The following is a 22,503-nucleotide window of genomic DNA, read 5'->3' on the forward strand; positions in this document are numbered from 1 at the left end:
GGCCCCGCGTTGCGATTTCACCGCTGTGTGGCGCCGGGTTCAGCTGTAGGCGCCAGCCGAGTAGGTCAGCTCATAGCCGTGCGAGTAGATCTCGAAGACGTTGCCGAAGGGGTCTTCGACATAGACCATGCGATAGGGTTTCTCGCCCGGGAAATATTCCCGCACGGGCATCCGCTGCTTGCCGCCGGCCGCAACGATCTTTTGCGCCAGGCCCTCGACATCGGGATCCTGCACGCAGAAGTGGAACACACCGTGGCGGCGGTAGTCGAGATTGTCCGAAGGCGCGTAGTTACCGTCGAATTCGAACAGTTCAATGCCGACGCGGTCAGCGGTGGACAGATGGGCGATGCGCAGCCGCGACCAGCCTGCGCCGAACACATCCGTGCACATGCGGCCGATGTCACTGTCGTCCTCAACCACTTCGGTGGGTTTCATAATGACGTAGAAGCCCATGACTTCAGAGTAGAATTTCACCGCGGCGTCCAGGTCCGGAACAGACAGGCCGATGTGGGAAAAGCTGCGCGGGGCGGTCAGCATGTTAGTCTCCTTGGCTGATGTTTCGCTTGTTTCAAGCAGGAGATAGGGTTGCGCCGGCAGAATGGAAAATTATCATTTCTTATACCAATCATAACAAAATGAGCCATCTATGCTGAATGCCACCTGGCAGGAAACCTTTACTCTGCTCAGCAGGCTGGGCAGCTTCACCCGTACCGCGGCACGGCTGAACATGACCCAGCCGGGGGTCACGCAACACGTCAAGAAGCTGGAGCAGCAGGTGGGCCGGCCGCTGCTGGTCCGGCACGGCAAAAGCTTCAGCCTGACGGATGCAGGCACCGCGGTGGCCGCCCTCGGCCGCAGGCGCCAGGCTGAAGAGGAAGCGCTGCGCCAGGAGCTGGGACAGGACGACCCGGGCCGCGGCCATGTGCGCATCGCCTGTCCCGGCGGTCTGGCGGTTCTGATCTACGCCGAGGCTGAGCCGCATCTGACGCGCTGGCCGGAGCTGACGCTGTCGCTGCAGGCCGCCCCGCAAGCCTCGATCGAGGCGCAGCTTTTGTCCGGCGAACTGGATCTGGGGATCCTGCACCGCAAGCTGGACGCGCCGCGGCTGGAGGCGGAGCGCCTGGGCCGTGATCCGCTGAACCTGATACTGCCTTTGGATGCGGCGGACAGGCCCGGCCTTGAAGAGTTGCAGGGCTTGGGGCTGGTGGACCACCCCGACGCAGCGGCCCTGGCAGACCGGCTGCTGGCGGCGAATTACCCGGACTACCGCGGGTCGGCCGGGCTGCGGCGGCGGGCCTTTCTCAACCAGATCGGGCAGATCCTGAGACCGGTGTCAGCCGGGGCCGGTTACACCATCCTGCCGCAAAGCGCAGTTCTGGCGCAGCAGGGCCAGGGGCAATTCCGCACCGCGGCCCTGGCGGCGCCGCTGGAGGATGATCTTTGGCTGATCCGGCAGCGGCAAAAGGCGCCCCCTGCCCGGCTTGCGTTTTTTGAGGCGGCAATCCGGGGCATTTGCGCCCGGCTGGCAGATTAGAACTGCAGAACGCGGCTTTCGGTGACGATCAGGTCGAGCGGCTGGTCGGTGGGTTCCAGCGGCAGATCCTCGGCCTCCTGCGCGTCGAAGGCAAAGCCGATGGCCAGGGTGCCCCGCTTGCCGCGCAGCAGCTCCAGGGTGCGGTCGTAGAAACCGCCGCCATAGCCGAGCCGCCCGCCCTTGGTGTCAAAGGCCACCAGCGGCACCACCAGGATTTCCGGCTCAAAGAAGTCATCAACCTCGGGCACCATGGCGCCAAACGGGCCTTCGCGCAGCGCACCTTCGGGCTGCCAGCGGCTGAATTTCAGCGGCTGCCCGGCGCCCAGGATCACCGGCACGCCGACGGGGCCGTGCGCCGCGGCTTCGGCCATCGCGGGCAGCGGGTCGATCTCGGTGCGGATCGGCATGTAGCCCGACAGCGGCACGCCGCGGTAGCCGGCCAGCACCTCCGACAGGTGGCCCGCGGCACCCGCGATGTTGCGGGCGTGCGCCTCCTTGCGGCGGGCGAAGGCAGCCTTGCGGGCGGCGGCCTTGATTTCGGTCAGATCCGTCATGGCGGTCTCCTAAAGCAGTAGAACGGCCGCAAGGCCCAGGAAGGCGAAAAAGCCCACCACATCGGTCACAGTGGTCACAAAGGCGCCGGAGGCCAGCGCCGGGTCAATTCCTATTTTCTCCAATAGAACCGGGATCACTGTGCCCGCCAGCCCCGCCACGACCAGATTGACCACCATAGCGACGGCAATCACCACGCCCAGCATCGGCGAGCCGAACCAGGCCAGGCCCACCAGCCCCATGACAATGGCAAAAATCACCCCGTTGACCAGCCCTACCAGCACTTCACGGCGGATCACCCGCCAGACGTTGGAGCCGGTGAGGTCGCGGGTGGCGATGGCGCGCACCGCCACCGTCAGCGACTGGGTGCCTGCGTTGCCGCCCATGGAGGCGACAATCGGCATCAAAACCGCCAGCGCCACGAACCGGGCGATGGTGTCCTCGAACTGGGCGATCACCAGCGAGGCCAGCACCGCCGTCACCAGGTTCACCGCCAGCCAGGGGAAGCGGCGTTTGGTGGTCTCGATCACCCGGTCGGCCAGCGAGCTTTCCTCGCCCACGCCGGCAAGGCGGAGGATGTCCTCCTCGTGCTCCTCGTCCAGCACGATCATCGCGTCGTCGATGGTTATGACCCCGACCAGCCGCCCCTCGTCATCGACCACCGGGGCCGAGATCAGGTGGTACTGGTTGAAGGCATAGGCCACGTCTTCCTCGTCCTGATCGGCGGGAATGACCTGAAAAGTGTCCTCAACCAGATCGGTCAGCGTCACATGGCGCTTAGCACCCATGATCCGGCCCAAGGTGACATTCCCGACCGGATGCAGGCGCGGATCGACCAGCACCACGTGGTAGAACTGGTCCGGAAGATCGTCGGAATTCCGCATGAAATCAATGGCCTGACCGACATTCCAGTGCTCGGGCGCCATCACCACCTCGCGCTGCATCAGGCGGCCGGCGGAATTTTCCGGGTAGCTCAGCGACTGTTCGACTGCGACCCGGTCGGCGTCTTCCAGCGCGTCGAGGATGGCTTCCTGCTGCGGCACCTCCAGGTCTTCAAGAAGGTCGACGACATCGTCGCTTTCCAGTTCCCGCACCGCGTCGGCCAGAACCATCGGATTCAGGATCGAGATCACCTCTTCACGGATGCTCTCGTCCAGTTCCGACAGGATCTCACCGTCGAATTCCCGGTCATACAGCCGGATCAGGCTGATCCGGTCATCGGAATCGATCTGTTCCAGAAGGTCGGCGATGTCGGCTGCGTGCAGATCTTCCAGCAGCTCCGTCAGAGCCTGTTGATCGCCCTGCTCCACCGCCTCCAGAACCTGCGCGACCATCTTGCGGTCGAGGTCATAGGCATCTTCCTGAGACTGGTCGCCGGTGATGTTGTCGCCGCTGCTCATCTGATGCCCCCGGATTTTCTTGGTCTTTGCCCGCAAAATAGAAGACGCCGCCGCCGGAAAACAATGGCGATGCCGCAATTTACCCGCGCCCCTTCGGCGGGTATCCTGCGTGGAGCCATTTTGCAAGGAAAGGGTTCAGCGCATGGGCACCGGTTACATCCTGAAAGGGCAGGTTCTTGCCTTTTCCGCCTCTCCCTTTGCCGTGGAGCGCCCGGAGGACGCGGCCCGGCTGCTGGACGCCGTTGCAGTGGAGGACGGGCGGATTGCGGGCACCGGCACACTGGCGGAGATGCAGGCGCTGCTGCCGGAGGCGGAGACCGTGGATCACGGCAGCAAGCTGATCATGGCCGGCTTTGTCGATGCCCATGTGCACTACGCGCAGACCGCGATCATCGCCAGCTGGGGCAAGCGGCTGATCGACTGGCTGAACAGCTATACCTTCCCGGAGGAAATGCGGTTCGGCGACCGCGCCTATGCGGATGAAATCGCAAAACGCTACCTGGATCTGACCGCAGCGCACGGCACCACCACGGTTTGCAGCTACTGCACAATCCACCCCGAAAGCGCGGATGCGTTCTTTGCCGCGGCGCAGGCGCGCGGGCAGCGGGTGGTGGCAGGCAAGACCTGCATGGACCGCAACGCGCCGGAGGGGCTGCGGGACACCGCGCAGTCGGCCTATGACGACAGCGAGGCGCTGATTGCGCGCTGGCACGGGGTGGACCGGCTGGAATATGCCATCACGCCGCGGTTCTCCCCCACCTCCACCCCGGAGCAGCTGGAGGCGATGGGGGCGCTGTGGGGCAAGCACCCGGAATGCCTGATGCAGACGCATCTGAGCGAGCAGACGGATGAAATCGAGTGGGTGAAATCGCTGTTCCCGCAGGCCCGTGATTATCTGGACACCTATGAGGAGTTCGGCCTGTTGGGTGCCAAGGGGCTTTACGGCCATGCGATCCACCTGGAAGAGCGCGAGCGGCACCGGCTGCGGGACTACGGCGCGGCGCTGATCCATTGCCCGACGTCGAACACTTTCATCGGCTCCGGCCTGTTCGACATGGCCGGGCTGATGGCAGAGGGGCAGCGCATCGGGCTTGCCACCGACACCGGCGGCGGCTCCAGCTTCTCGATGCTGCGCACCATGGCGGCAGCCTATGAGATCGGCCAGCTGCGCGGCACGCCGCTGCACGCGGCGCAGTTGCTGTGGCTGGCGACACAGGGATCTGCCACGGCGCTGCGGATGGAGGCGAAGATCGGCAATGCCGCGGCAGGCATGGAGGCGGATCTGGTGGTGCTGGACCTGGCCTCCACCCCGGCCATCGCCCAGCGGTCCGCGCGGGCGGAGGATATCTGGGAAGCGGTGTTCCCGACGATCATGATGGGCGACGACCGGGCCATAACCGAGGTCTGGATCGGCGGACGGCGGGTTTAGGTGAGGCGCTGGTGCGCCTCTGCCTCCGGCTTGAGTATTTGGGCAAAGAAGAAGGGCTGTGCCCTCAGGTCATCAGCTGCCGCGCCAGCTGGCCATGGCGTTCAATCAGCCGCGGCAGGTCCAGGGTGGTCAGCTCGCCGCCGCGGATGATCTGCTTGCCCTCGACAAACAGATGCTTGACCCGGGTCGGGCCCGCCAGCAGAAATGCCGCCGGATCCCAGCTGCCGCTGGAGGCCACGCCCCGGGTGTCCCATATGGCGATGTCGGCGCGCTTGCCCGGCTCCAGCCGGCCGCAGTCGGGACGGCCCAGCACATCGGCGCCGCCGCGGGTGGCGATCTCCAGCGCTTCATAGGCGCTCATCGCGTCAACCCCGTTAGCAACCCGCTGCAGCAGCATGGCCTGGCGCGCCTCGGCGCTGAGGCTGGCCATATCGTTGCTGGCAGAGCCATCGACCCCGAGGCCCACCGGCACGCCCGCGTCACGCATTGCGCGGACAGGCGCGATGCCGCTGCCGAGGCGGCAGTTGGAACAGGGGCAATGGGCCACGCCGGTGCGGGTTCTGGCAAAGAGGTCAATCTCTTGCACGTCAAGCTTGACGCAGTGCGCGTGCCAGACATCATCGCCGGTCCAGCCCAGCTCCTCGGCATACTGGCCGGGGCGGCAGCCGAATTTCTCCTCGGAATAGGCGATATCCTCGTCGTTTTCGGCCAGGTGGGTGTGCAGCATCACGCCCTTGTCGCGGGCCAGCAGTGCGGCGTCGCGCATCAGTTCGCGGCTGACGGAGAACGGCGAGCACGGCGCCAGGCCGACGCGGCACATGGAGCCTTCTTCAGGATCGTGGAAGGCGTCCACCACCCGGATCATGTCGTCAAGAATGGCGCGCTCTTCCTCGACCAGGCTGTCGGGCGGCAGGCCGCCATCGCTTTCGCCGATGCTCATGGCGCCGCGGGTCGGGTGGAACCGCAGGCCCACATCGTGGGCGGCGTGGATGGTGTCCTCCAGCCGGGAACCGTTGGGATAGAGGTACAGGTGGTCGGAGCTGAGTGTGCAGCCCGATAGCGCCAGTTCGGCAAGCCCCAGCTGGGCGGAGACGAACATCTCGTCCGGGGTGAACCGCGCCCAGATCGGGTAAAGCCGCTGCAGCCAGCCGAACAGCAGCGCATCCTGCGCCCCCGGCACCGCGCGGGTCAGGTTCTGGTAGAGATGGTGATGAGTATTCACCAGCCCGGGGGTCACGACGCAGCCGCGGCCCGAAACCACCTCTCCGCTGGTTTGCAGCCCTTGCCCCACAGCGGCAATCACACCGCCGCGGATCAGCACATCGGCGCCATGCAGCACACGGCGGGTGTCGTCCATGGTCAGGACGGTATCGGCATTTTGAATCAGGATCTCTGTCATATCCACACACTCCAATAGACAGCCCGCTTCATGGGAATGTGTGATCGGCCGATGGAAAACGGGCGAAGAACCGGCCTGTCTGGAAACTACAGGCCGGGACCGCCGGTTTCAACCCGTTTACGTCTTGCGCAGCAGTTCCAGCGCGGCGGCGTGGATTTGCGCATTGGCCGCGGCCAGGGCGCGGCCGCCATTGTGCGCCGGGTTGCCGTCCCAATCAGTCACAATACCACCCGCCGCCTGGATCACCGCAATCGGTGCCTGGATGTCGTAAGCGTTGAGGCCGGCCTCGATCACCAGATCCGCCTGCCCTGCCGCCACCAGCGCATAGGCGTAGCAATCCATGCCATAGCGCGTCAGCTTGGCTATTGCCGCGACACGTTCGAAGCCTGCGCGCTCCTCGGCGCTTCCGACTTCAGGGAAGGTGGTGAAAAGGATCGCGTCTGACAGCGCAGCAGTGCTGCGGGTCTGCAACGGCCTTTCGCCCAGCGGGCCGGTCATTGCTGCAATCTCCGCTCCGCCGCAGAAACGCTCGCCGGTATAGGGCTGGTCGATCACGCCGAGGAACGGGCCGTTTTGATCCGCCAGCGCAATCAGCACCCCCCAGGTCGGCGTGCCGCTGATGAAGCCGCGGGTGCCGTCGATCGGATCCAGCACCCAGGTGCGGCCGGAACTGCCTGCTTCGCTGCCGAACTCTTCGCCCAGAATACCGTCCTGCGGGCGAAGCTCTGCCAATACCGTGCGCATCGCCTGCTCGGCGGCGCGGTCGGCCACTGTCACCGGATCAAACCCGCCTTCGAGCTTGTTCTCGGCATTCAATGAGGAGGTTCTGAAATGCGGCAGGATGGCAGCGCGGGCCGCGTCTGCCATCCTGTTCGCTACGTCGAGATCCGTGAGTAATGCCTGTGTCATACCCGAACGGGTGCCACCCAGGCGCTTTTATTGCAAGCGCAAACCCCGCCACTCATAGGTTTTGCGCTGCAATTTCCTGTCAGGCCCGGGTATTGAACCGGGCCCTGTTCCGTCTCAGGCGACGTCGCTCAGCACCCGCGCCAGTTCAAACAGGCGGCGGCGCTGATTTTCCGGGATCGAGTAATAGGACCGCACCAGGTCCAGCGCTTCCTTGTCGCCCATCAGGTCCTCTGGCACAGAGGCCTTCTCTGCCGGCGCCTTGCCTTCTTCCTGCAAGCCTTCGAAGAAGAAGCTCACCGGCACCTCGAGTGCATCGGAGATGTCCCACAGGCGGGACGCGCTGACCCGGTTGGCGCCGGTTTCATACTTCTGAATCTGCTGGAACTTGATGCCGACCTGCTCGGCGAGCTGCTGCTGCGTCATGCCAATCAGCCACCGGCGGTGGCGGATGCGCTTTCCCACATGCACGTCTACGGGATGAGCCATGCGTTTCTCCTAACTGTCATTGTGGCCAAAACCCGGACCGCTCTACCAATAATGCGTTCTGGCAGCTTCGGATGCCTGCCGGAAACACGTTTCCCCATCAGCGCGACCGGTCTTCAACCTCTGAGCAAAAGTGTACAACCCTTGCGGTTGATTGCAAGACTGCCGTCGCCCCTGACGTGGTCTTGTAACCCAAGCGCATGATTTCGCGAAGCATTTTCCCAAACGTTTTATTGCCAACCAGCTGCGGATCGCGTACCTCCCCAGAAATAGCGAGGTGTAAGCCGCGGGCGCACCCCGGCAGTGTAGCCCCGCGAATCACGTTGATTCCCGCAGAAGGTGAGGAAAACACATGCAGGCCTTCCAAGTCTCCGCTTTTGGCAGCCCGGCAGCCCTGACGGAAACCCAATGCCCGCCGCCCGGCCCGGGCCAAGCGGTCGTCGCCCTGCGCGCCTGCGGTCTGAACTTTGCCGATCTTCTGATGATGAAGGGCACTTACCAGGACACCCCCGAGCCGCCCTTTACCCTGGGGCTGGAAGCGGCCGGGGTGGTGACGGCGCTTGGCGACGGCACGGAAGGTTTTGACATCGGCGACCGGGTGGCCGTGTTCGGCGGCTCCGGCGGCCTGGCCGAGGCCGGCGTTTTTGATGCGGCGCGGCTGATCTGGATCCCGGATGCGATGGGCTTCGAACATGCCGCGGCGATGCAGATCGCCTATGGCACCAGCCATATGGCGCTGGACCATTGCGCCCGTCTGCAACCGGGAGAGACCCTGCTGGTCACCGGCGCCGCGGGCGGTGTCGGGCTGACCGCGGTGGAGATCGGCAAGCTGATGGGCGCGACGGTGGTTGCCCAGGCCCGCGGCCGGGACAAGCTGGAGGTGGCCGCTGCTGCCGGCGCCGATCACCTGATCGATGCAGGGGAGGACCTGCGCGGCGCGGTCAAGGCGCTTGGCGGGGCTGATGTGGTCTATGACGCCATTGGCGGCGATGTGTGGAAGGCCGCCTTCCGCTCTTCCAATCCCGGTGCGCGGCTGCTGCCGGTGGGCTTTGCCGGCGGCGAGGTGCCGCAGATCCCGGCCAACCATCTGCTGGTGAAGAACCTGACCGTGATCGGCTTCTATTTGGGCGGCTACATGAAATTCCGACCCGAGGCGGTGCGCCAGTCCTTCGAGACGCTGTTTGCCTGGCACGGCGAAGGCCGCATCAAGCCGCATATCAGCCACACGCTGCCGCTGGCGCAGGCCGCGGAGGGGCTAGAACTGCTGCGCAGCCGCAAATCCACCGGCAAGGTGGTGATCACCATGGGCGGCAGCTGACCGGCAGCATGCGCCGCGCCGGCGGCAGGGTTTCTCCCGCCCGCTTACTGCGCATTTCCGCAAAACGCACCGCAGCGGTTGGGCCAGGCTCAGCGCCGCCATGGATGCGCTGGCGAAGCCAGGGCAGACTGCGGGCGCGGGAGCTCCGCCCTGCCCGGCGGCACCGGCATATCCCTTGCGGAGGCCCGGACCTGAACCGCAGCAATGCACTTCGCCAAAGGGTCAGCTGGCGGCCCTCAGCGGAGTGGCCCACAGCCCCTGGAAGCCCTGCCGGATGAATTCCGCCAGATCCTCGACGTAGGGCGCGCGCACCCGCTCTGCGCCATAAAGGTTGATGTGCTGCATCGGCAGCTCCGGCAGGCCGCAGCTCTGGGTGATCAGCTCCTGGTATGACGGCTGAGTGCCCTCCAGCAGCACGCCGACGGCCAGATCGGCACTGACAGTCGCCTCGACCGTGCGGTCGGAATCGCTGTCCAGCGCCATTTCCCATTCGATGCCGGCCTCATCCAGCGCCGCCGTCGCCACCGGGCGGAAGCTGCAGTTGCGGCAGAAACCGAGCCGCAGCGGGCGCTGCCGCCAGACTGCGCCGTCGGGCGCGCCGACCCAGCGCAGCGGCATGCTGTGGATCGTCTCGCCGCCTTCGCCCGCGCCGGTTTCGGTGGTCAGGATCAGGTCGAAGGCGCCGCGCGCAAACTCGGCCTTGAGATCGCGGGTGTTGGAGGTGCAGAGGTTCACGTTGACCCGCGGATAGCTGAGGCTGAACCGCTTCAGCACCTGCGGGATGACCGGATGCACCACATCATGCGGCACCCCCAGCAGCACCTCGCCCTCAAACGCCTGGTCGGTCAGCCGGCTGATCACCTCGTCATTCAGCGCCACCATTTTGCGGGCATAGCCCAGCATCTGCTCGCCCTCGGCCGTGAGCGCAATGGTGCGGCCTGACCGGTCCAGCAGTTCCAGCCCCAGAAGCTCCTCCAGCCGTTTCATCTGCATCGAGACCGCCGACTGGGTGAGATGCAGGAAACCGGCGGCACGGGTCACCCCGCCGTATTCGGCCACCGCCACAAAGGAGCGGAGCGTGGTGATATCAAGATTTCTTACCATCACAGAACCTGATTCATTGGATCAAAAACATTCGTTTTAAAAATATGCCATACCACCCCATATTCATCAACACAATTGATCGCCTAAAAGGGAAGCATCACAAACACAACTGAAGGACCAAAGCCATGACCCTCGCAACCTCCTCCTGCTCCACCCCCTGCACCGCCGCCAAGCCGCAGCTGTCCCTGACCGCGCGCCTGGGCCTGCACCTGGCCGCCTGGCGCCAGCGCCGCCATTTGGCGCGGCTGGATGCGCGCGCCCTGGAGGACATCGGCGTGACCCGCGCCCAAGCGGACGCAGAGGCGCGCGGCGGGTTCTGGAAGGCGCCGGATCACTGGAGCCGCTGAGCAGGCTCCGCCTCAGACAACAGCCACTTTTCAGACGGGCTGCCGCCGTGCGGCCCGTTTGGTTGTTTTTCATGTATTTCTTTGCTCGAAATACTTGAACCGAACTCCGCTTCACCCGATATTTAGCAGGAAAGCTGCGGCCCGCGGTCCCATTCGCGTGCCGGCAGCGAGGGAGTAGATTACGGAGACCATTCAATATGGCACAATTCGATACCATCCGCTCTGCCGCAGGCGCCCGCGCCCAGCAGATTGATGAGGGCCTCCGCGCCCATATGAACAAAGTCTATGCCACCATGTCGGCAGGCACGTTCATCACCTTCCTGGCCGCCTGGGCGATTGCCGGGCTGGCTGTCACCTCTGACCCGGCCAACGCCGTGGCCCAGCTGAGCGCTGACAAGTACCTGACCAACATCGGCTATGCGCTGTATGCGTCGCCGCTGAAGTGGGTCATCATGTTTGCCCCGCTGGCCTTCATCTTTGGCATCGGCGCCGCCGCCAACCGCATGTCTGCGGCCGGCGTGCAGCTGCTGTTCTATGTCTTCGCGACCGTGATGGGCCTGTCGATCAGCTCGATTTTCCTGGTCTTCACCGGCGAGAGCATCGTGCAGGTGTTCCTGATCACCTCCATCGCCTTTGCGGGCCTGTCGCTGGTGGGCTACACCACCAAGAAGGACCTCAGCGGCATGGGCTCCTTCCTGATCATGGGCCTGATCGGCCTGATCGTGGCCTCGATCGTCAACATCTTCCTGGCGTCCTCCGCCATGGCGTTTGCGATCTCGGTGATCGGCGTGCTGATCTTTGCGGGCCTGACCGCATATGACACCCAGCGCATCAAGAACGACTACCTGCAGATGGCCCACGCGGGCGACCAGGAGTGGCTGGCAAAGTCCGCGATCATGGGCGCGCTGAGCCTGTACCTGGACTTCATCAACATGTTCATGATGCTGCTCCAGCTGCTTGGCAACCGCGAATAACCGCAAGCCACATACCAAACAGCAAGGGGCGGATCACAAGGATCCGCCCCTTTTCATTTCAACAACAATAACAGGGGACACACCCATGAAAATCATTGAGATCCCGGCGGCAGAGGCAGACCGTCTGCTGCCGCTGCTGCAGGACCTGCACGCGCTGCACGCCGAGCATCAGCCGGAGCGCCATATTCCGGCGCCGGGCAGCGGCGATCTGGCTGCCTGGCTGCAGGATTGGCTGCAGCAGGACAACGTCTTTGCCCTGGCCGCGGAAAGCCCGCAGGGGGCGCTGCTGGGCTACCTGATCTATGAGCTGCAGGACCACCCCGCCCTGCCCGTCCGCGCCGCCGAGAAACGCGCCATGCTGCACCATATCTCGGTGACCGAAGCCTGGCGCCGGATGGGCGTCGGCAAGGCGCTGGTGGAAGCGATGAAGACGCGGGCGCTGGCAGAGGGCGCCACGGTGATTGCGGCCACCTATGCGCCCTTCAACAGCGCCTCCGCGGCGCTGATGCAGGGCATGGGGATGACGCCCGTGCTGACCGTGGCAGAGTGGCGCGCCTGAGGTCAGAAACCGGAACAATCCAAGCCGGCGGAGATGGCAAATGCCCCCTGCCGGCCTGCAACCTTGCGGAGGCTTCCGTCCACGCGGCAGCCCGAGGCGCTGCGGAGCAGGTCACTCAGGTCAGCCTCTGCAATTTCGGGCAGAACCGGCACCGGGCTGGTTTCAGGGACGCTCAGCACCGCCACACCGGCACTGCCTAAACGCACCAGGTTCAACGCCAGCCTTCGACCGTTCAGGCGCACAAAGCTTGCTTCTACCACTTCCTCCTGCCCAGGGCCTCCTGCCGCAACCGGCAAAGGCCCAGCAGTGACAGGCGGCGGCGGCGGCACCGCCACCTTGGCCTCAAAGAAACCGGAGACCGGTGCCCCGGCCACTGACAGTACCGCTGCCAACAAGAAAACCCTCACAGCACATCCACCCCTTAGCTTTATACCCACGGTTGTCAGTCTAGATGGCAAATGGGGCAACAAAATGCCGGGCTGCCGGGTAATCCCTGCGGCATTTTTGGACAATTGCAGACGGCGGGCGGAATCGACCGCGCGGCCCCAAAAAAGAAAACGGGCCGCGCATCGCGCGACCCGTTTCCGGAAATCGTCAGTAAGGAAGGCTTACTTGATTTTGCCTTCTTTGTACTCGACGTGCTTGCGCACGACCGGGTCGTATTTGCGCACAACCATTTTCTCGGTCATGGTGCGTGCGTTTTTCTTGGTCACATAGAAGTGGCCGGTGCCCGCGCTCGAGTTCAGGCGGATCTTGATGGTGGTCGGCTTCGCCATGGTGCTTCTCCTGCGTCCGAAAAGGCAGGGGCCTCTCGGTAAATTCCTATCTGAAGCCCGGCTTTTACCCGCCCTGCGCCCCAAGTCAACAGCCAAAACGCCCGGAAGCCGCCGCTGAGGGCCAATTCTGCCAGCCAAGCGGCGGAATCGGGGTTTTCACCTGCTTTCCCCCTGTTGGGACGCGGTGAAACGTAGCTTTACCCGCCGTTTGCCCCATTTCAGTGGCTTAACCAGCCGTGCCACAGCCCAAGGGCCCTGCCGATGCCTGAGCACAGGAAGACCAGCCAGACAGATCCGCAGCCGAATCCTCTGGTGCGCGCGGTGGCCCGCCTGAGGGTTTCGTTGCGCTACAAGCTGCTGGCGGCCTTTCTGACCGGAACCGGACTGGTGATTGCCCTCGCATTGCTTGGGCTGCAAACACTGCAGCAGGCAAATGAACGGACCCGGCAATTGATCCGCGACCAGCAGCGGATCCAGACCTACAGCCTGATCTACCAAAGCGCCAACAACGCCATGGCCTTCGCCTATTCCAATGCGCTGGAACTCCACGATCCGGCAACACCGCCGAGCGAACAGTTGATGAACGAAGTCAATAATCTGACTCTGTTCGTTGCCAGGGCCATCCGGAAACAGGAACGTGAAGGCACAAAAAAGGATACCCATCTGATAGGAATTCAAGAAGCGGCGCGGGCACTGCGCCCCATCGCCTTCGAAATCTCCCGCAGACGGCACGCAAGAGATTTCGAGGCCATCGCCGAATTGGTCGGACGCGACTTTGCCCCCCGAACCAGGCGGATACAGCGCGACGCCTATACGGTTGCCACCCGTATCAGGGGAGAGATGGACCAGCGGGCAAGGGAAACCAGCCTGGCCTACAGCCGCTCGCGCAATCTGGTGCTGGGCGTCAGTCTGGCAGCCGTTCTTATGTCGCTGCTCGCGGGCTATGCAATTTCCTCCTCCGTGCTGTGGCCGGTGGAGCAGATCGGCCGCACCCTGAGTTCCGTCGCCTCCGGGAAATTCACGGCCCGGGCCAGGGTTTCCAACCGGGATGAATTCGACGGGCTGGCACGGAATGTGAACAGCATGAGCCGCGAACTGGGCGCGCTTTATGAGGAGGTCAATGCGCAGAAGGAGGAGCTGCAATCCTGGAACAGCCAGCTGGAGCGCAAGGTGGCGCAGCAGGTGGCGGAGCTGGAGCGGACCAACCGTCTGCGCCGTTTCCTGCCGGAACCGGTGGCGGCGATGATCGTGAATGCTGGCAGCGGCAGCACGGCCTTGAACAGCCAGCGCCGCACCGTGACAGTTCTGTTTGCCGACCTGCGCGGCTTTACCGCCTTTGCCAGCGCCGTCTCTCCGGACCAGGTGATCGCCGCGCTCAACGCCTTCCACCAGGCCGCAGGGCCGCTGATCGAACAGGCCGGCGGCACGCTGGAGCGGTTTCTGGGCGACGGGCTCCTGGTGCTGTTCAACGCGCCGCTGCCCTGCGAGGACCCGGCCAGGCGGGCGCTGGATCTGGCAGAGCAGATGCAGGGTGCGTTTCCGGATGCGGTGCGGCCGTTTCAAACCGGCGGCAGCCGGATCGGCCTGGGGATCGGGATTGCCACCGGCAAGGCGACGCTGGGCCAGATCGGCTTTGAGGGACGGCTGGATTATGCGGCCATCGGTGCCGCGCCGAACCTGGCAGCCAGGCTTTGCGACAAGGCCGGCAGCGGGCAGATCCTGGTTTGCGAAACCACAGCCCGGGCGGTTGGCGCGGGCTTGCAAAAGGCCGGTGTGTTCGACCTGAAGGGCATTCCCGGACCGGCCACCGCCTATGAGCCATTGGAACGCGCAGAAGGCCTGTAAGCCGGATCCTGTCCCCCCTGCCCCGTAAGGCAGGGATCGACGGCCATTCATCTAGGCGGCGCATTGCTGCGCCGCTCAAGCTGCCAACCCGGTCCCTCTCGGCTGAAGCGAACCTAGCGGCGGTTTTCCGGCGGACCGGAACCTGCCCGCGCGGGGACCCTATTTGGCATTGCTCCCGGTGGGGCTTGCCGTGCCGCCCCTGTTGCCAGAGGCGCGGTGGGCTCTTACCCCACCGTTTCACCCTTACCAGCCCGGGGGCTGGCGGTCTGTTTTCTGTGGCGCTTTCCGTCGGGTTTCCCCGCCCGGGCGTTACCCGGCACCGCTGCTTCATGGAGTCCGGACTTTCCTCCCGCGCGGGTCTCCCCGCGCCGGCGGCCATCCAGCCTTCTGCGCGAGGGGAGGCGTAGGAACAACCGCACGCGGCGTCAAGCGGATTGTACAGAAGCAGGCCGTTCCTTCAGGCCAGCGGCAGGAAGTCCTCAGCAGAGAGCGGGCCGGAGGCCCAGGGCCGGAACCGCAGCCGCACCGCCGCCAGCAGCGTTTCGTCGTCTGCCGGCGCCGTGAAACCGGCCGCGGCGGCAGCTTCCCGGAAGCCCGGGAAGGTTACGGGCTGCGGCGGGGGCGAACCCGCGCCATCCGCAGCCAGCCCCTGGCGGGCCAGGCGCGCCCAGTCGAAACGCGGGCCGGGGTCGCATTTTCTCCCCGGCGCCATGCAGGAATGGCCGATCACCCCCGCAGGCGGAATGTCCCGGCGCTGCATGATGCCGCGCATCAGCGCCTCAAGCGCCGCCATCTGCGGTTCGCTGAAGGGGTGGCTGCCGAGGTTGTCGAGTTCGATGCCGATAGAGCGGGAATTGATGTCTTCCTGCCCTGCCCACTCGCCTGCGCCTGCATGCCAGGCGCGGCAGTCTTCTGCCACCATTTGCCAAAGGGTGCCGTCTGCACCAATCAGGTAGTGGGCGGAAACCTCCGCAACCGGATCGCAGAGCCGCTCCAGTGCGTCCTCAGCGGTCTCCATGGCGGTGTAGTGCAAAACAATCAGGGACGGCGTCAGGCCGTCCCTGCGGGGCCCGAAGTTCGGGCTGGGATGCCAGACGGCGCCTGACTGATCAGGCGTCATCAATTCTGGACGGCCAGCCGGTAGGGGGCCGGATCCCAGCCGCAGGCAAAACCGTCGCCATCCGGGTCCAGCGCCTTGCGGTCGCGCTCCGGGCCGCCGCTCTTGAGGAAGGCAACCTGGGCCTGATCCGGCGATGCGAATTCGGCGCAGTTGCGCGCGCTGCGGGCCTTCAGGTTAATGCCTGCGCGGGTGTAGAGGCGCACGCCCTTGGGGTTGGAGGTGCTGAGCGCGTATTTGACGATGTTCGGCCCGGTATCGCCGGAGCGTTCCGGCACCGCGGTCGGCTGCACCTGCTGGTACTGCGACCGCTGGCGCTGCAGCCGCTCAGCATCGCTTTCGATGGACTGGCGCGAGGCCACTGCCTCAAAATCATTCTCGTCCGAGATACCCGCGTTGCCGATCAGCTGCGGTGCCGGGTTGGCGGGGCTGGCATCCAGCGGCGCCGTGCCGGAAGTGCTGCGGGACGCGGCTAGGGCGGCCTCGGTCTGGCGGGCGATATCGGCGTCGCTGGAAGACGCCGCAGCGGTGCTGAACGTGCCGGCCGTGGTGGTGGAGCCGCTGCTGCGCGGTGCGGTGCCAGGCTGATAAGGCGCGGTTTCAGTGGACACCCGCGCAGGCGGCACCAGCGGATCGCCATTGATGGTGGTGCCTGCGGCCGGCGGCGGCGCAAACGGGTCGCCGTCGATGCCAACGCCCGCGGCGCTGTCCGGGACCTGGGGGGAACAGGCAGCCATAACCAGAAGGCTGCCTGCGGCGGCGTAAGATGCGAATGCGCGCATGGGGTACCTGTCAGCTCTGCTCAATTGCTTGCGCAGATGTTTACCACCATTGCTGCGGCTTGGCTACAAAGCCGGCCGCATTCTCCAGCGCATAGGCAGTGTTCAGCAGATCGCCCTCTTCCCAGGGCTTGCCGATCAGCTGCAGACCTAGCGGCAGGCCTTGGGAATCCAAGCCTGCAGGCACCGCGACACCCGGCAGGCCTGCCAGGTTCACGGTGACGGTGAAGACGTCATTCAGATACATCTGCACCGGATCCGCCTCGGTCATCTCGCCCAGGCCAAAGGCCGCGGACGGGGTGGCCGGGGTCAGAATCGCATCGACGCCGGCAGCAAAGGCGTCCTCGAAGTCCTTCTTGATCAGGGTGCGGACGCGGCGGGCGCGGTTGTAATAGGCGTCGTAGAAGCCAGCCGACAGCACGTAGGTGCCGACCATGACGCGGCGCTGCACCTCGTGGCCGAAGCCTTCGGCGCGGGTCTTCTCGTACATCTCGGTGATGCCGTCACCCGCCTCCAGCGTGGCGCGGCGGCCGTAGCGGACACCGTCGTAGCGCGCCAGGTTCGAAGACGCCTCAGCCGGGGCAATCACGTAATAGGCGGGCAGCGCGTATTTGGTGTGGGGCAGCGAGATATCGACGATCTCGGCGCCTGCGGCCTTCAGCATCTCGGCGCCATCGGCCCAAAGCTTCCCGATCTCGGACGGCATGCCGTCCATGCGGTACTCCTTGGGGATACCGATCTTCTTGCCGCGGATGTCGCCGGTCAGCATCGCCTCGAAATCCGGCACCGCCAGTTCGGCAGAGGTCGAATCCTTGGGGTCGTGGCCGCACATGGCTTCCAGCATGATGGCAGCATCGCGCACCGATTTGGTCATCGGCCCGGCCTGGTCCAGCGAGGAGGCAAAGGCGACAATGCCCCAGCGCGAGCAGCGGCCGTAGGTCGGCTTGATGCCGACGGTGCCGGTGAAGGCGGCGGGCTGGCGGATCGAGCCGCCGGTATCGGTGCCGGTTGCCGCCAGGCAGAGGTCGGCTGCCACCGCAGAGGCGGAGCCGCCGGAGGAGCCGCCCGGGGTCAGCTCGGCGTCGTCATTGCCGCGGCGCCAGGGGCTGACGGCGTTGCCGTAGACGGAGGTTTCGTTGGAGGAGCCCATGGCGAACTCATCCATGTTCAGCTTGCCCAGCATGACGGAACCGGCATCGGCCAGCTTCTGGCTGACAGTGGATTCATACTCCGGCTTGAAGCCTTCGAGGATTTTCGACGCCGCCTGCGACGGCACGCCCTTGGTGCAGAACAGGTCCTTGATGCCGATCGGCAGGCCGCACATTGAGGGCGCATCCCCCGCCTTGATGCGGTCGTCCGCTGCCTTGGCCCGTTCCATCGCAATCTCGGGCGTCTTGTGCACGAAGGCATTGAGCGCGTCAGCCGCATCGATTGCCTTGAGGCAGGCCTCGGTCAGCTCAACGGAGGTGGTGTCGCCCTTGCGCAGTGCGTCGCGGGCCTCTGCCAGGCCCAGTTTGTTCAGATCGCTCATGTCTCTTACTCCACGACTTTGGGCACTGCGAAGAAACCTTCGCGGGCGTCCGGCGCGTTGGCCAGCACCTTGTCCTGCTGGCTGCCGTCGGTGACTTCATCCACCCGGCGCTTCAGGCGCTGCGGGGTGACGGAGGTCATCGGCTCGACGCCCTCGACATCCACCTCGTTCAGCTGCTCGATGAAGCCCAGGATGTTGTTGAACTCGTCTGCCAGCGCCGGCAGCGCGTCGTCCTCGACCTTGATCCGGGCCAGTTTGGCCACCTTGGCGGCGGTGCTTTGGTCAATCGACATGGAAACCCTCATCTGGTGTTGAGTAGGCATTTACCGCCGTGCCGCCTGCGCTGCAAGCCTGCAACGGGCGGGCAGCCTGCAATCGGGCCGGCAAGCATATTTTCCGGCACGTCCGCATTCCTTTTCGCCCGCAGCCTGTTAGGCTTCCGCCAAGGACAACGGGAGGAGAAAACCGATGAAGATCATTTGGCTGGGCCACGGCTCATTCCGCATCGAAACAAGCGGCCAGGTGCTGCTGGTGGACCCCTGGCTGAGCGGCAATCCGGTGCTGCCGGAAGAGAGCCACCAGGCCGCCGTTGCCGGTGCCACCCACATCCTGCTGACCCATGTGCATTTCGACCATGTGGTGGACGTGCTGCCCTTGGCGAAGCGGCTGGAGGTGCCGGTGATCGGGCAATACGACCTGATGGGCCTCTGGGGCGAAACCGAAGGGGTGCAGACCACCGGCTTCAACAAAGGCGGCACCGTGGACCTGGGCGGGGTGAAGGTTGCGATGGTGCCTGCCTCGCACAGCTCCACCTTCAACACCCAGGACGGACTGCGCACCGGCGGCTCGGAAGTCGGCTACATGCTGATGGCGGAGGGCAAGACCGTCTACCTGTCCGGCGACACCGCGATCATGGCCGACATGGAGTGGATGGGCGATTACTACAAGCCGGACGTAGGCATCCTGTCGGCAGGCGGCCATTTCACTATGGACATGAAACAGACGGCTTATGCGGCGAAGCGGTACTTCAATTTCAAGACGGTGATTCCCTGCCACTACAAGAGCTTCCCGGTGCTGGAGCAGGACGCCAAGGACCTGATCGAGGGGCTGCCCGGGGTGGAGGTGATCGAGCCGGAAGTGATGAAGGCGATCGAAATCTGAACCGCGCGACCAGACGGGGGGCCTCCCGCCCGTCGCCGGATCTGGCGGGCAGATCCGCTCCCGTTGGGCGTGGCGCCGGGCCTGCCGGCCCGGCGCGGGCGGAGATCAGGCCGCCGGCTTCACCTGCGGCACAGTAAAGGCCTGCCGGGCCGCGGCGGCCTTCTCCCGGCAGATACAGCCGCGGGCATGGTCATTGATCAGCCCCATCGCCTGCATGAAGGCAAAAACCGTGGTCGGGCCGACAAATTTCCAGCCGCGTTTCTTGAGCGCCTTGGACAGCGCCACGGATTCGGAACTGGTGGAGGCGGTCTGCGGCTCCGGCAAATCCTCCGGCTTCGGCTCATAGCTCCAGAAGAACGCCGCCAGCGACCCCGCCTCTGCCACCAGTTCCTGCGCGCGGGCAGCATTGTTGATCACCGCCTCGATCTTGCCGCGGTGGCGGATGATGCCCTTGTCCTGCAGCAGCCGCTCCACGTCCCTCGTGCCGAATTTCGCCATCTCGTTGAAATCGAACCCGGCAAAGGCGACGCGGAAGTTCTCGCGCTTGTCCAGAATGGTCCGCCAGCTGAGGCCGGACTGGAAGCTTTCGAGGCAGACCTTCTCGAACAGGCGGATGTCGTCTCCAACCGGGTAGCCCCATTCCTCGTCGTGGTACCGCAGGAAATCGGGGGCCGAGGCGCTCCAGGCGCAACGGGGATGGCCATCGGCGGCGGTGACGGTGCGGTTCATTCCCCGCCCCGCAGGAAATCAAGCCGGGGATCCATCATGGTGGGCGCCACGCCGATGATTTCCGGCTCCACCACACCGCCGGTCACAAAGGGATCCTGCGCGACGCGGGCGGCCAGGTCCTCTTCGCCTTCACCTACGGCGAGGATCGCCCCGCCCTCGCCATCCGTCATGGACCCGGCGGCAAGGAACACCCCGTCCTCAAATCCTTGCTGCAGCCAGGCCTTGTGACCCTCCAGAAACTCGGCCAGGCGGTCCTTCTGCGCCGCGAATGAAAGCAAAATAAAATACATGAGTATCTCCTGTGGTGTGTGTCAGGCAGGGTGATCCTTTGGCAGCTGTTCCTGAAGCCAATTCAGCATCAGCTCTACTTCCCGGTTGATGAATTCCGCATCACGGAACGCCTGCGCCAGCGTTGCCGCCCCTTGGCTGCGCGCCAGCAGGTGCATCGCCAGGGCATCCGATTCCGCGCCGCAGCCCAGCTCCCCGAACTGGCGGCAGAGCCAGGTCCGGAACAGGGTGAAAATTGCATTGGCCTGATCCTGCGCCGCATGGTCCAGTTTGCCCAGTTCCGCCACCAGCGTGCCGACCGGGCAGCCGTAGAGAGTGATCTTGGCCTGGTTGGCGATCAGGATCCGGATAAAGCAGATGATCCGCTGTTGCGGACTGCCGCCCTCTGCCTGCCAGCCGTTCAGCATGGCGCGTGTATTGGCCATGCGGCGCGCGATCACCGCTTCAAGGATCTCGTCCTTGGTCTTGAAATGATAGTAGAAATTGCCGCGTGAGATGCCGACAGCCCCAGCAATATCCGCAAAGGACGTAGCCTCGAACCCGCGTTCATAGAACAGCTGGTCCGCGGCCTCTGCAATCCGGTCTTTGGTACTTTCCTGCGTCATTCCGGCCTCTAGGACATTTGACCTAACCGCACTTATAGGACACTCGACCTAATCCGGCAACAGTCAAAGTCCCGCCCCGGCCGGCAGGGTTCAGCGTTTCCCAGCGAAGAACTCCTTGAGCAGCGCTCTGGCCTCCTCTTCCGCAATCCCGTCATAGACTTCCGGCGCGTGATGCGCCTGCGGATGGGAGAACACGCAGGCACCATGCGCCACACCGCCGGACTTGGGGTCAGCGGCACCGTAGTACACCCGGCGGATGCGGGCGGCAGCGATTGCAGCGGCGCACATGGCGCAGGGTTCCAGCGTCACATAGAGGTCATAGCCTGTCAGCCGCTCGCTGCCCAAGGCGGCACAGGCCGCACGGATGGTCAGAATCTCGGCGTGAGCGGTGGGGTCGTTCAGCTCGCGGGTGCGGTTGCCTGCCAACGCCGCCACCTGCCCGTCCGGCGCGATCAGCGCAGCGCCCACGGGAACCTCGCCGCGCTCCGCGGCCTCACGCGCCTGGTCCAGCGCTTTGTCCATATGCGATTTGAATGCCATGCCCCTTCCTGCCCGCGATTGCCCGCTTTCGCAAGGCAGCGGAATGCTCTATGGCACAGGCATGAGCAAAACACCCGCATCCCCCAAGGGCAAACCAGGCCCGAAATCCCAGCCCCGCAAGGCTGCCGCCAAACCAGAGGCTAGCGCCTCGCCTGAGGGCGACCGCGTCGCCAAGGTCCTGTCGCGCGCGGGTGTTGCCTCGCGCCGTGAGGCTGAGCGCATGATCGCCGAGGGCCGCGTGTCGGTGAACGGCAAGAAGATCGACAGCCCGGCGCTGAACGTGACCACCGCAGACCGGATCAGCGTCGACGGCCAGCCGCTGCCGGAGGCCGAGGCGCCGCGGATGTGGCTGTATTACAAGCCCACCGGCCTGGTGACCTCGAACAGCGACGAAAAGGGCCGCAAGACCATCTTTGACGAGCTGCCCGAGGACATGCCGCGGGTGATGACAGTCGGCCGCCTCGACCTCAACTCCGAAGGTTTGCTGCTGCTCACCAACGACGGCGGCATCAAGCGCAAGCTGGAGCTTCCCGCCACCGGCTGGCTGCGCCGCTACCGGGTGCGGATCAACGGCCGCCCCAAGGACGAGGATTTCGCCCCCCTGCGCAAGGGCCTGGTGATCGAGGGCGAGAAGTTCCAGCCGATGACCGTGTCGCTAGACCGCCAGCAGGGCGCCAACGCCTGGCTGACGGTGGGCTTGCGCGAGGGCAAGAATCGCGAGATCCGCCGCGCGATGGAGGATATCGGCTTCACCGTGAACCGGCTCTTGCGGGTGTCCTACGGGCCGTTCCAGCTGGGTGACCTGAAACCGGGCGAGGTCGAGGAACTGCGCCCGCGCGTGGTGCGCGACCAGCTCGGCCTGGAGCCGGAAGAGGAAAAACCGGCAGGCCGCCCCACCCGCTCCCGCGGCGGCAAGCCTGCTGGCAGGCCGATGGGCAAACCGGGCGGCAAGCCCGCAGCCAAGGCACCGGCAAAACCCGGCAAACCGGCCGGCAAGGCCGCTACACCGCGCAGCGACCGCCCGGCCCAGCGCGGCGGCGGCAAGCGCCCGATCGGCAAGAATCCCCGGCGCTGAGCCAAATCCCGCAGACTTCCCCCTAGCAACACCGTCCGCTATCCCCTAG

The 22,503-nt window shown here is 65.0% G+C and carries 25 protein-coding genes, 1 other RNA gene and 1 pseudogene; 9 read left to right on the forward strand and 18 right to left on the reverse strand.

From position 1 onward, the window contains the following. Positions 1-39: 39 nt before the first annotated feature. Complete coding sequence (locus AC58NV_RS04885; protein ID WP_497226110.1) at positions 40-537, reverse strand: lactoylglutathione lyase family protein; 498 nt, start codon at positions 535-537, stop codon at positions 40-42. Between the two features lie 109 nt (positions 538-646). On the opposite strand from AC58NV_RS04885, the gene AC58NV_RS04890 reads away from it, so the two are divergent. After that, positions 647-1,534 (forward strand): LysR family transcriptional regulator, encoded by an 888-nt coding sequence (locus tag AC58NV_RS04890; protein ID WP_497226111.1) that lies wholly within the window; start codon positions 647-649, stop codon positions 1,532-1,534. On the opposite strand, the gene AC58NV_RS04895 is transcribed toward AC58NV_RS04890, so the two are convergent. Both AC58NV_RS04895 and mgtE read right to left on the reverse strand, forming a co-directional pair. Further along, positions 1,531-2,088 carry a 5-formyltetrahydrofolate cyclo-ligase gene (locus AC58NV_RS04895; protein WP_497226112.1) on the reverse strand — a complete coding sequence of 186 codons (558 nt, stop codon included), beginning with the start codon at positions 2,086-2,088 and terminating at the stop codon, positions 1,531-1,533. The genes AC58NV_RS04890 and AC58NV_RS04895 overlap by 4 nt on opposite strands. Before the next feature lie 9 nt (positions 2,089-2,097). Beyond that, entirely contained in the window at positions 2,098-3,486 is a 1,389-nt protein-coding gene (mgtE, locus tag AC58NV_RS04900) for a magnesium transporter (protein WP_497226113.1), read from the reverse strand. A 142-nt stretch (positions 3,487-3,628) separates the two neighbouring features. On the opposite strand from mgtE, the gene guaD reads away from it, so the two are divergent. Beyond that, entirely contained in the window at positions 3,629-4,915 is a 1,287-nt protein-coding gene (guaD, locus tag AC58NV_RS04905; RefSeq protein ID WP_497226114.1) for a guanine deaminase, read from the forward strand. Positions 4,916-4,979: 64 nt separating this feature from the next. Here guaD and AC58NV_RS04910 read toward each other — a convergent pair whose 3' ends face one another. From AC58NV_RS04910 to AC58NV_RS04920, 3 genes are all read right to left on the reverse strand, one after another. Continuing rightward, positions 4,980-6,314 carry an 8-oxoguanine deaminase gene (locus tag AC58NV_RS04910; protein WP_497226115.1) on the reverse strand — a complete coding sequence of 445 codons (1,335 nt, stop codon included), beginning with the start codon at positions 6,312-6,314 and terminating at the stop codon, positions 4,980-4,982. A 117-nt stretch (positions 6,315-6,431) separates the two neighbouring features. After that, positions 6,432-7,223 (reverse strand): histidinol-phosphatase, encoded by a 792-nt coding sequence (gene hisN, locus AC58NV_RS04915; RefSeq protein WP_497226116.1) that lies wholly within the window; start codon positions 7,221-7,223, stop codon positions 6,432-6,434. A gap of 114 nt (positions 7,224-7,337) precedes the next feature. After that, positions 7,338-7,709: a helix-turn-helix domain-containing protein gene (locus tag AC58NV_RS04920; RefSeq protein ID WP_019295723.1), complete on the reverse strand. Its 372-nt coding sequence runs from the start codon at positions 7,707-7,709 to the stop codon at positions 7,338-7,340. A 349-nt stretch (positions 7,710-8,058) separates the two neighbouring features. On the opposite strand from AC58NV_RS04920, the gene AC58NV_RS04925 reads away from it, so the two are divergent. Then, positions 8,059-9,024, forward strand: a complete 966-nt coding sequence (locus AC58NV_RS04925; protein WP_497226117.1) for an NADPH:quinone oxidoreductase family protein — start codon at positions 8,059-8,061, stop codon at positions 9,022-9,024. Positions 9,025-9,246: 222 nt separating this feature from the next. Here the strand turns inward: AC58NV_RS04925 and AC58NV_RS04930 are convergent, their stop codons facing one another. After that, positions 9,247-10,128, reverse strand: a complete 882-nt coding sequence (locus tag AC58NV_RS04930) for a LysR family transcriptional regulator (RefSeq protein WP_497226118.1) — start codon at positions 10,126-10,128, stop codon at positions 9,247-9,249. A gap of 125 nt (positions 10,129-10,253) precedes the next feature. Here AC58NV_RS04930 and AC58NV_RS04935 point away from each other — a divergent pair, with 125 nt between their 5' ends. The 3 genes from AC58NV_RS04935 to AC58NV_RS04945 all read left to right on the forward strand — a co-directional run bounded on the left by AC58NV_RS04935 (position 10,254) and on the right by AC58NV_RS04945 (position 12,008). Beyond that, entirely contained in the window at positions 10,254-10,475 is a 222-nt protein-coding gene (locus AC58NV_RS04935; protein ID WP_497226119.1) for a DUF1127 domain-containing protein, read from the forward strand. 197 nt (positions 10,476-10,672) lie between these two features. Next, the gene (locus tag AC58NV_RS04940; RefSeq protein WP_019295727.1) at positions 10,673-11,449 is read left to right on the forward strand and encodes a Bax inhibitor-1/YccA family protein; all 777 of its coding nucleotides are present in this window, start codon (positions 10,673-10,675) and stop codon (positions 11,447-11,449) included. Between the two features lie 85 nt (positions 11,450-11,534). Beyond that, positions 11,535-12,008, forward strand: a complete 474-nt coding sequence (locus AC58NV_RS04945; RefSeq protein WP_497226120.1) for a GNAT family N-acetyltransferase — start codon at positions 11,535-11,537, stop codon at positions 12,006-12,008. Between the two features lie 2 nt (positions 12,009-12,010). Here the strand turns inward: AC58NV_RS04945 and AC58NV_RS04950 are convergent, their stop codons facing one another. Further along, the gene (locus AC58NV_RS04950; RefSeq protein ID WP_497226121.1) at positions 12,011-12,400 is read right to left on the reverse strand and encodes a hypothetical protein; all 390 of its coding nucleotides are present in this window, start codon (positions 12,398-12,400) and stop codon (positions 12,011-12,013) included. Positions 12,401-12,616: 216 nt separating this feature from the next. Next, positions 12,617-12,784, reverse strand: a complete 168-nt coding sequence (rpmG, locus tag AC58NV_RS04955; protein ID WP_008554190.1) for a 50S ribosomal protein L33 — start codon at positions 12,782-12,784, stop codon at positions 12,617-12,619. 924 nt (positions 12,785-13,708) lie between these two features. Between rpmG and AC58NV_RS04960 the strand changes: the two are divergent. Next, positions 13,709-14,512 (forward strand): annotated as a pseudogene (locus AC58NV_RS04960) (adenylate/guanylate cyclase domain-containing protein); the annotation flags it as partial. A gap of 98 nt (positions 14,513-14,610) precedes the next feature. Here AC58NV_RS04960 and rnpB read toward each other — a convergent pair. From rnpB to gatC, 5 genes are all read right to left on the reverse strand, one after another. Further along, positions 14,611-15,020, reverse strand: an RNA gene (gene rnpB, locus AC58NV_RS04965) — RNase P RNA component class A. Positions 15,021-15,086: 66 nt separating this feature from the next. Beyond that, positions 15,087-15,749, reverse strand: a complete 663-nt coding sequence (locus tag AC58NV_RS04970) for an N-acetylmuramoyl-L-alanine amidase (protein WP_497226122.1) — start codon at positions 15,747-15,749, stop codon at positions 15,087-15,089. Next, on the reverse strand, positions 15,749-16,528 hold the full coding sequence (locus AC58NV_RS04975) for a hypothetical protein (protein WP_366661947.1): 780 nt from the start codon (positions 16,526-16,528) through the stop codon (positions 15,749-15,751). The genes AC58NV_RS04970 and AC58NV_RS04975 overlap by 1 nt, the downstream gene beginning before the upstream one ends. 40 nt (positions 16,529-16,568) lie before the next feature. Continuing rightward, entirely contained in the window at positions 16,569-18,056 is a 1,488-nt protein-coding gene (gene gatA / locus AC58NV_RS04980) for an Asp-tRNA(Asn)/Glu-tRNA(Gln) amidotransferase subunit GatA (RefSeq protein ID WP_497226123.1), read from the reverse strand. A 5-nt stretch (positions 18,057-18,061) separates the two neighbouring features. Continuing rightward, positions 18,062-18,349, reverse strand: a complete 288-nt coding sequence (gene gatC, locus AC58NV_RS04985) for an Asp-tRNA(Asn)/Glu-tRNA(Gln) amidotransferase subunit GatC (RefSeq protein ID WP_039149048.1) — start codon at positions 18,347-18,349, stop codon at positions 18,062-18,064. Positions 18,350-18,524: 175 nt separating this feature from the next. On the opposite strand from gatC, the gene AC58NV_RS04990 reads away from it, so the two are divergent. Next, a complete protein-coding gene (locus tag AC58NV_RS04990) occupies positions 18,525-19,217 on the forward strand; it encodes a metal-dependent hydrolase (RefSeq protein ID WP_497226124.1) in 693 nt (230 codons plus the stop codon). A 105-nt stretch (positions 19,218-19,322) separates the two neighbouring features. Here AC58NV_RS04990 and AC58NV_RS04995 read toward each other — a convergent pair whose 3' ends face one another. The 4 genes from AC58NV_RS04995 to AC58NV_RS05010 form a co-directional block, all read right to left on the reverse strand. Beyond that, complete coding sequence (locus AC58NV_RS04995) at positions 19,323-19,946, reverse strand: DNA-3-methyladenine glycosylase I (protein WP_497226125.1); 624 nt, start codon at positions 19,944-19,946, stop codon at positions 19,323-19,325. Continuing rightward, the gene (locus tag AC58NV_RS05000; protein ID WP_497226126.1) at positions 19,943-20,236 is read right to left on the reverse strand and encodes a YciI family protein; all 294 of its coding nucleotides are present in this window, start codon (positions 20,234-20,236) and stop codon (positions 19,943-19,945) included. The genes AC58NV_RS04995 and AC58NV_RS05000 overlap by 4 nt, the downstream gene beginning before the upstream one ends. A gap of 21 nt (positions 20,237-20,257) precedes the next feature. Beyond that, positions 20,258-20,839: a TetR/AcrR family transcriptional regulator gene (locus AC58NV_RS05005; RefSeq protein WP_497226127.1), complete on the reverse strand. Its 582-nt coding sequence runs from the start codon at positions 20,837-20,839 to the stop codon at positions 20,258-20,260. A 90-nt stretch (positions 20,840-20,929) separates the two neighbouring features. After that, complete coding sequence (locus AC58NV_RS05010; RefSeq protein ID WP_497226128.1) at positions 20,930-21,379, reverse strand: nucleoside deaminase; 450 nt, start codon at positions 21,377-21,379, stop codon at positions 20,930-20,932. A gap of 61 nt (positions 21,380-21,440) precedes the next feature. On the opposite strand from AC58NV_RS05010, the gene AC58NV_RS05015 reads away from it, so the two are divergent. Further along, positions 21,441-22,454: a pseudouridine synthase gene (locus tag AC58NV_RS05015; protein ID WP_497226129.1), complete on the forward strand. Its 1,014-nt coding sequence runs from the start codon at positions 21,441-21,443 to the stop codon at positions 22,452-22,454. Positions 22,455-22,503: the final 49 nt, after the last annotated feature.

The organism is Leisingera sp. ANG49 (assembly GCF_059694505.1).

Excerpts from the sequence above, each read along its gene's own strand:
- AC58NV_RS04990 (WP_497226124.1), top strand. The coding sequence starts at position 18,525 with ATGAAGATCATTTGGCTGGGCCACGGCTCATTCCGCATCGAAACAAGC.
- guaD (WP_497226114.1), top strand. The coding sequence starts at position 3,629 with ATGGGCACCGGTTACATCCTGAAAGGGCAGGTTCTTGCCTTTTCCGCC.
- AC58NV_RS04970 (WP_497226122.1), bottom strand. The coding sequence starts at position 15,749 with ATGACGCCTGATCAGTCAGGCGCCGTCTGGCATCCCAGCCCGAACTTC.
- AC58NV_RS05010 (WP_497226128.1), bottom strand. The coding sequence starts at position 21,379 with ATGGCATTCAAATCGCATATGGACAAAGCGCTGGACCAGGCGCGTGAG.
- AC58NV_RS05015 (WP_497226129.1), top strand. The coding sequence starts at position 21,441 with ATGAGCAAAACACCCGCATCCCCCAAGGGCAAACCAGGCCCGAAATCC.
- AC58NV_RS04895 (WP_497226112.1), bottom strand. The coding sequence starts at position 2,088 with ATGACGGATCTGACCGAAATCAAGGCCGCCGCCCGCAAGGCTGCCTTC.
- AC58NV_RS04890 (WP_497226111.1), top strand. The coding sequence starts at position 647 with ATGCTGAATGCCACCTGGCAGGAAACCTTTACTCTGCTCAGCAGGCTG.
- gatA (WP_497226123.1), bottom strand. The coding sequence starts at position 18,056 with ATGAGCGATCTGAACAAACTGGGCCTGGCAGAGGCCCGCGACGCACTG.
- AC58NV_RS04975 (WP_366661947.1), bottom strand. The coding sequence starts at position 16,528 with ATGCGCGCATTCGCATCTTACGCCGCCGCAGGCAGCCTTCTGGTTATG.
- AC58NV_RS05005 (WP_497226127.1), bottom strand. The coding sequence starts at position 20,839 with ATGACGCAGGAAAGTACCAAAGACCGGATTGCAGAGGCCGCGGACCAG.
- AC58NV_RS05000 (WP_497226126.1), bottom strand. The coding sequence starts at position 20,236 with ATGTATTTTATTTTGCTTTCATTCGCGGCGCAGAAGGACCGCCTGGCC.
- AC58NV_RS04940 (WP_019295727.1), top strand. The coding sequence starts at position 10,673 with ATGGCACAATTCGATACCATCCGCTCTGCCGCAGGCGCCCGCGCCCAG.
- rpmG (WP_008554190.1), bottom strand. The coding sequence starts at position 12,784 with ATGGCGAAGCCGACCACCATCAAGATCCGCCTGAACTCGAGCGCGGGC.
- AC58NV_RS04945 (WP_497226120.1), top strand. The coding sequence starts at position 11,535 with ATGAAAATCATTGAGATCCCGGCGGCAGAGGCAGACCGTCTGCTGCCG.
- mgtE (WP_497226113.1), bottom strand. The coding sequence starts at position 3,486 with ATGAGCAGCGGCGACAACATCACCGGCGACCAGTCTCAGGAAGATGCC.
- AC58NV_RS04995 (WP_497226125.1), bottom strand. The coding sequence starts at position 19,946 with ATGAACCGCACCGTCACCGCCGCCGATGGCCATCCCCGTTGCGCCTGG.
- AC58NV_RS04885 (WP_497226110.1), bottom strand. The coding sequence starts at position 537 with ATGCTGACCGCCCCGCGCAGCTTTTCCCACATCGGCCTGTCTGTTCCG.
- AC58NV_RS04910 (WP_497226115.1), bottom strand. The coding sequence starts at position 6,314 with ATGACAGAGATCCTGATTCAAAATGCCGATACCGTCCTGACCATGGAC.
- AC58NV_RS04935 (WP_497226119.1), top strand. The coding sequence starts at position 10,254 with ATGACCCTCGCAACCTCCTCCTGCTCCACCCCCTGCACCGCCGCCAAG.
- hisN (WP_497226116.1), bottom strand. The coding sequence starts at position 7,223 with ATGACACAGGCATTACTCACGGATCTCGACGTAGCGAACAGGATGGCA.
- AC58NV_RS04920 (WP_019295723.1), bottom strand. The coding sequence starts at position 7,709 with ATGGCTCATCCCGTAGACGTGCATGTGGGAAAGCGCATCCGCCACCGC.
- AC58NV_RS04930 (WP_497226118.1), bottom strand. The coding sequence starts at position 10,128 with ATGGTAAGAAATCTTGATATCACCACGCTCCGCTCCTTTGTGGCGGTG.
- AC58NV_RS04925 (WP_497226117.1), top strand. The coding sequence starts at position 8,059 with ATGCAGGCCTTCCAAGTCTCCGCTTTTGGCAGCCCGGCAGCCCTGACG.
- gatC (WP_039149048.1), bottom strand. The coding sequence starts at position 18,349 with ATGTCGATTGACCAAAGCACCGCCGCCAAGGTGGCCAAACTGGCCCGG.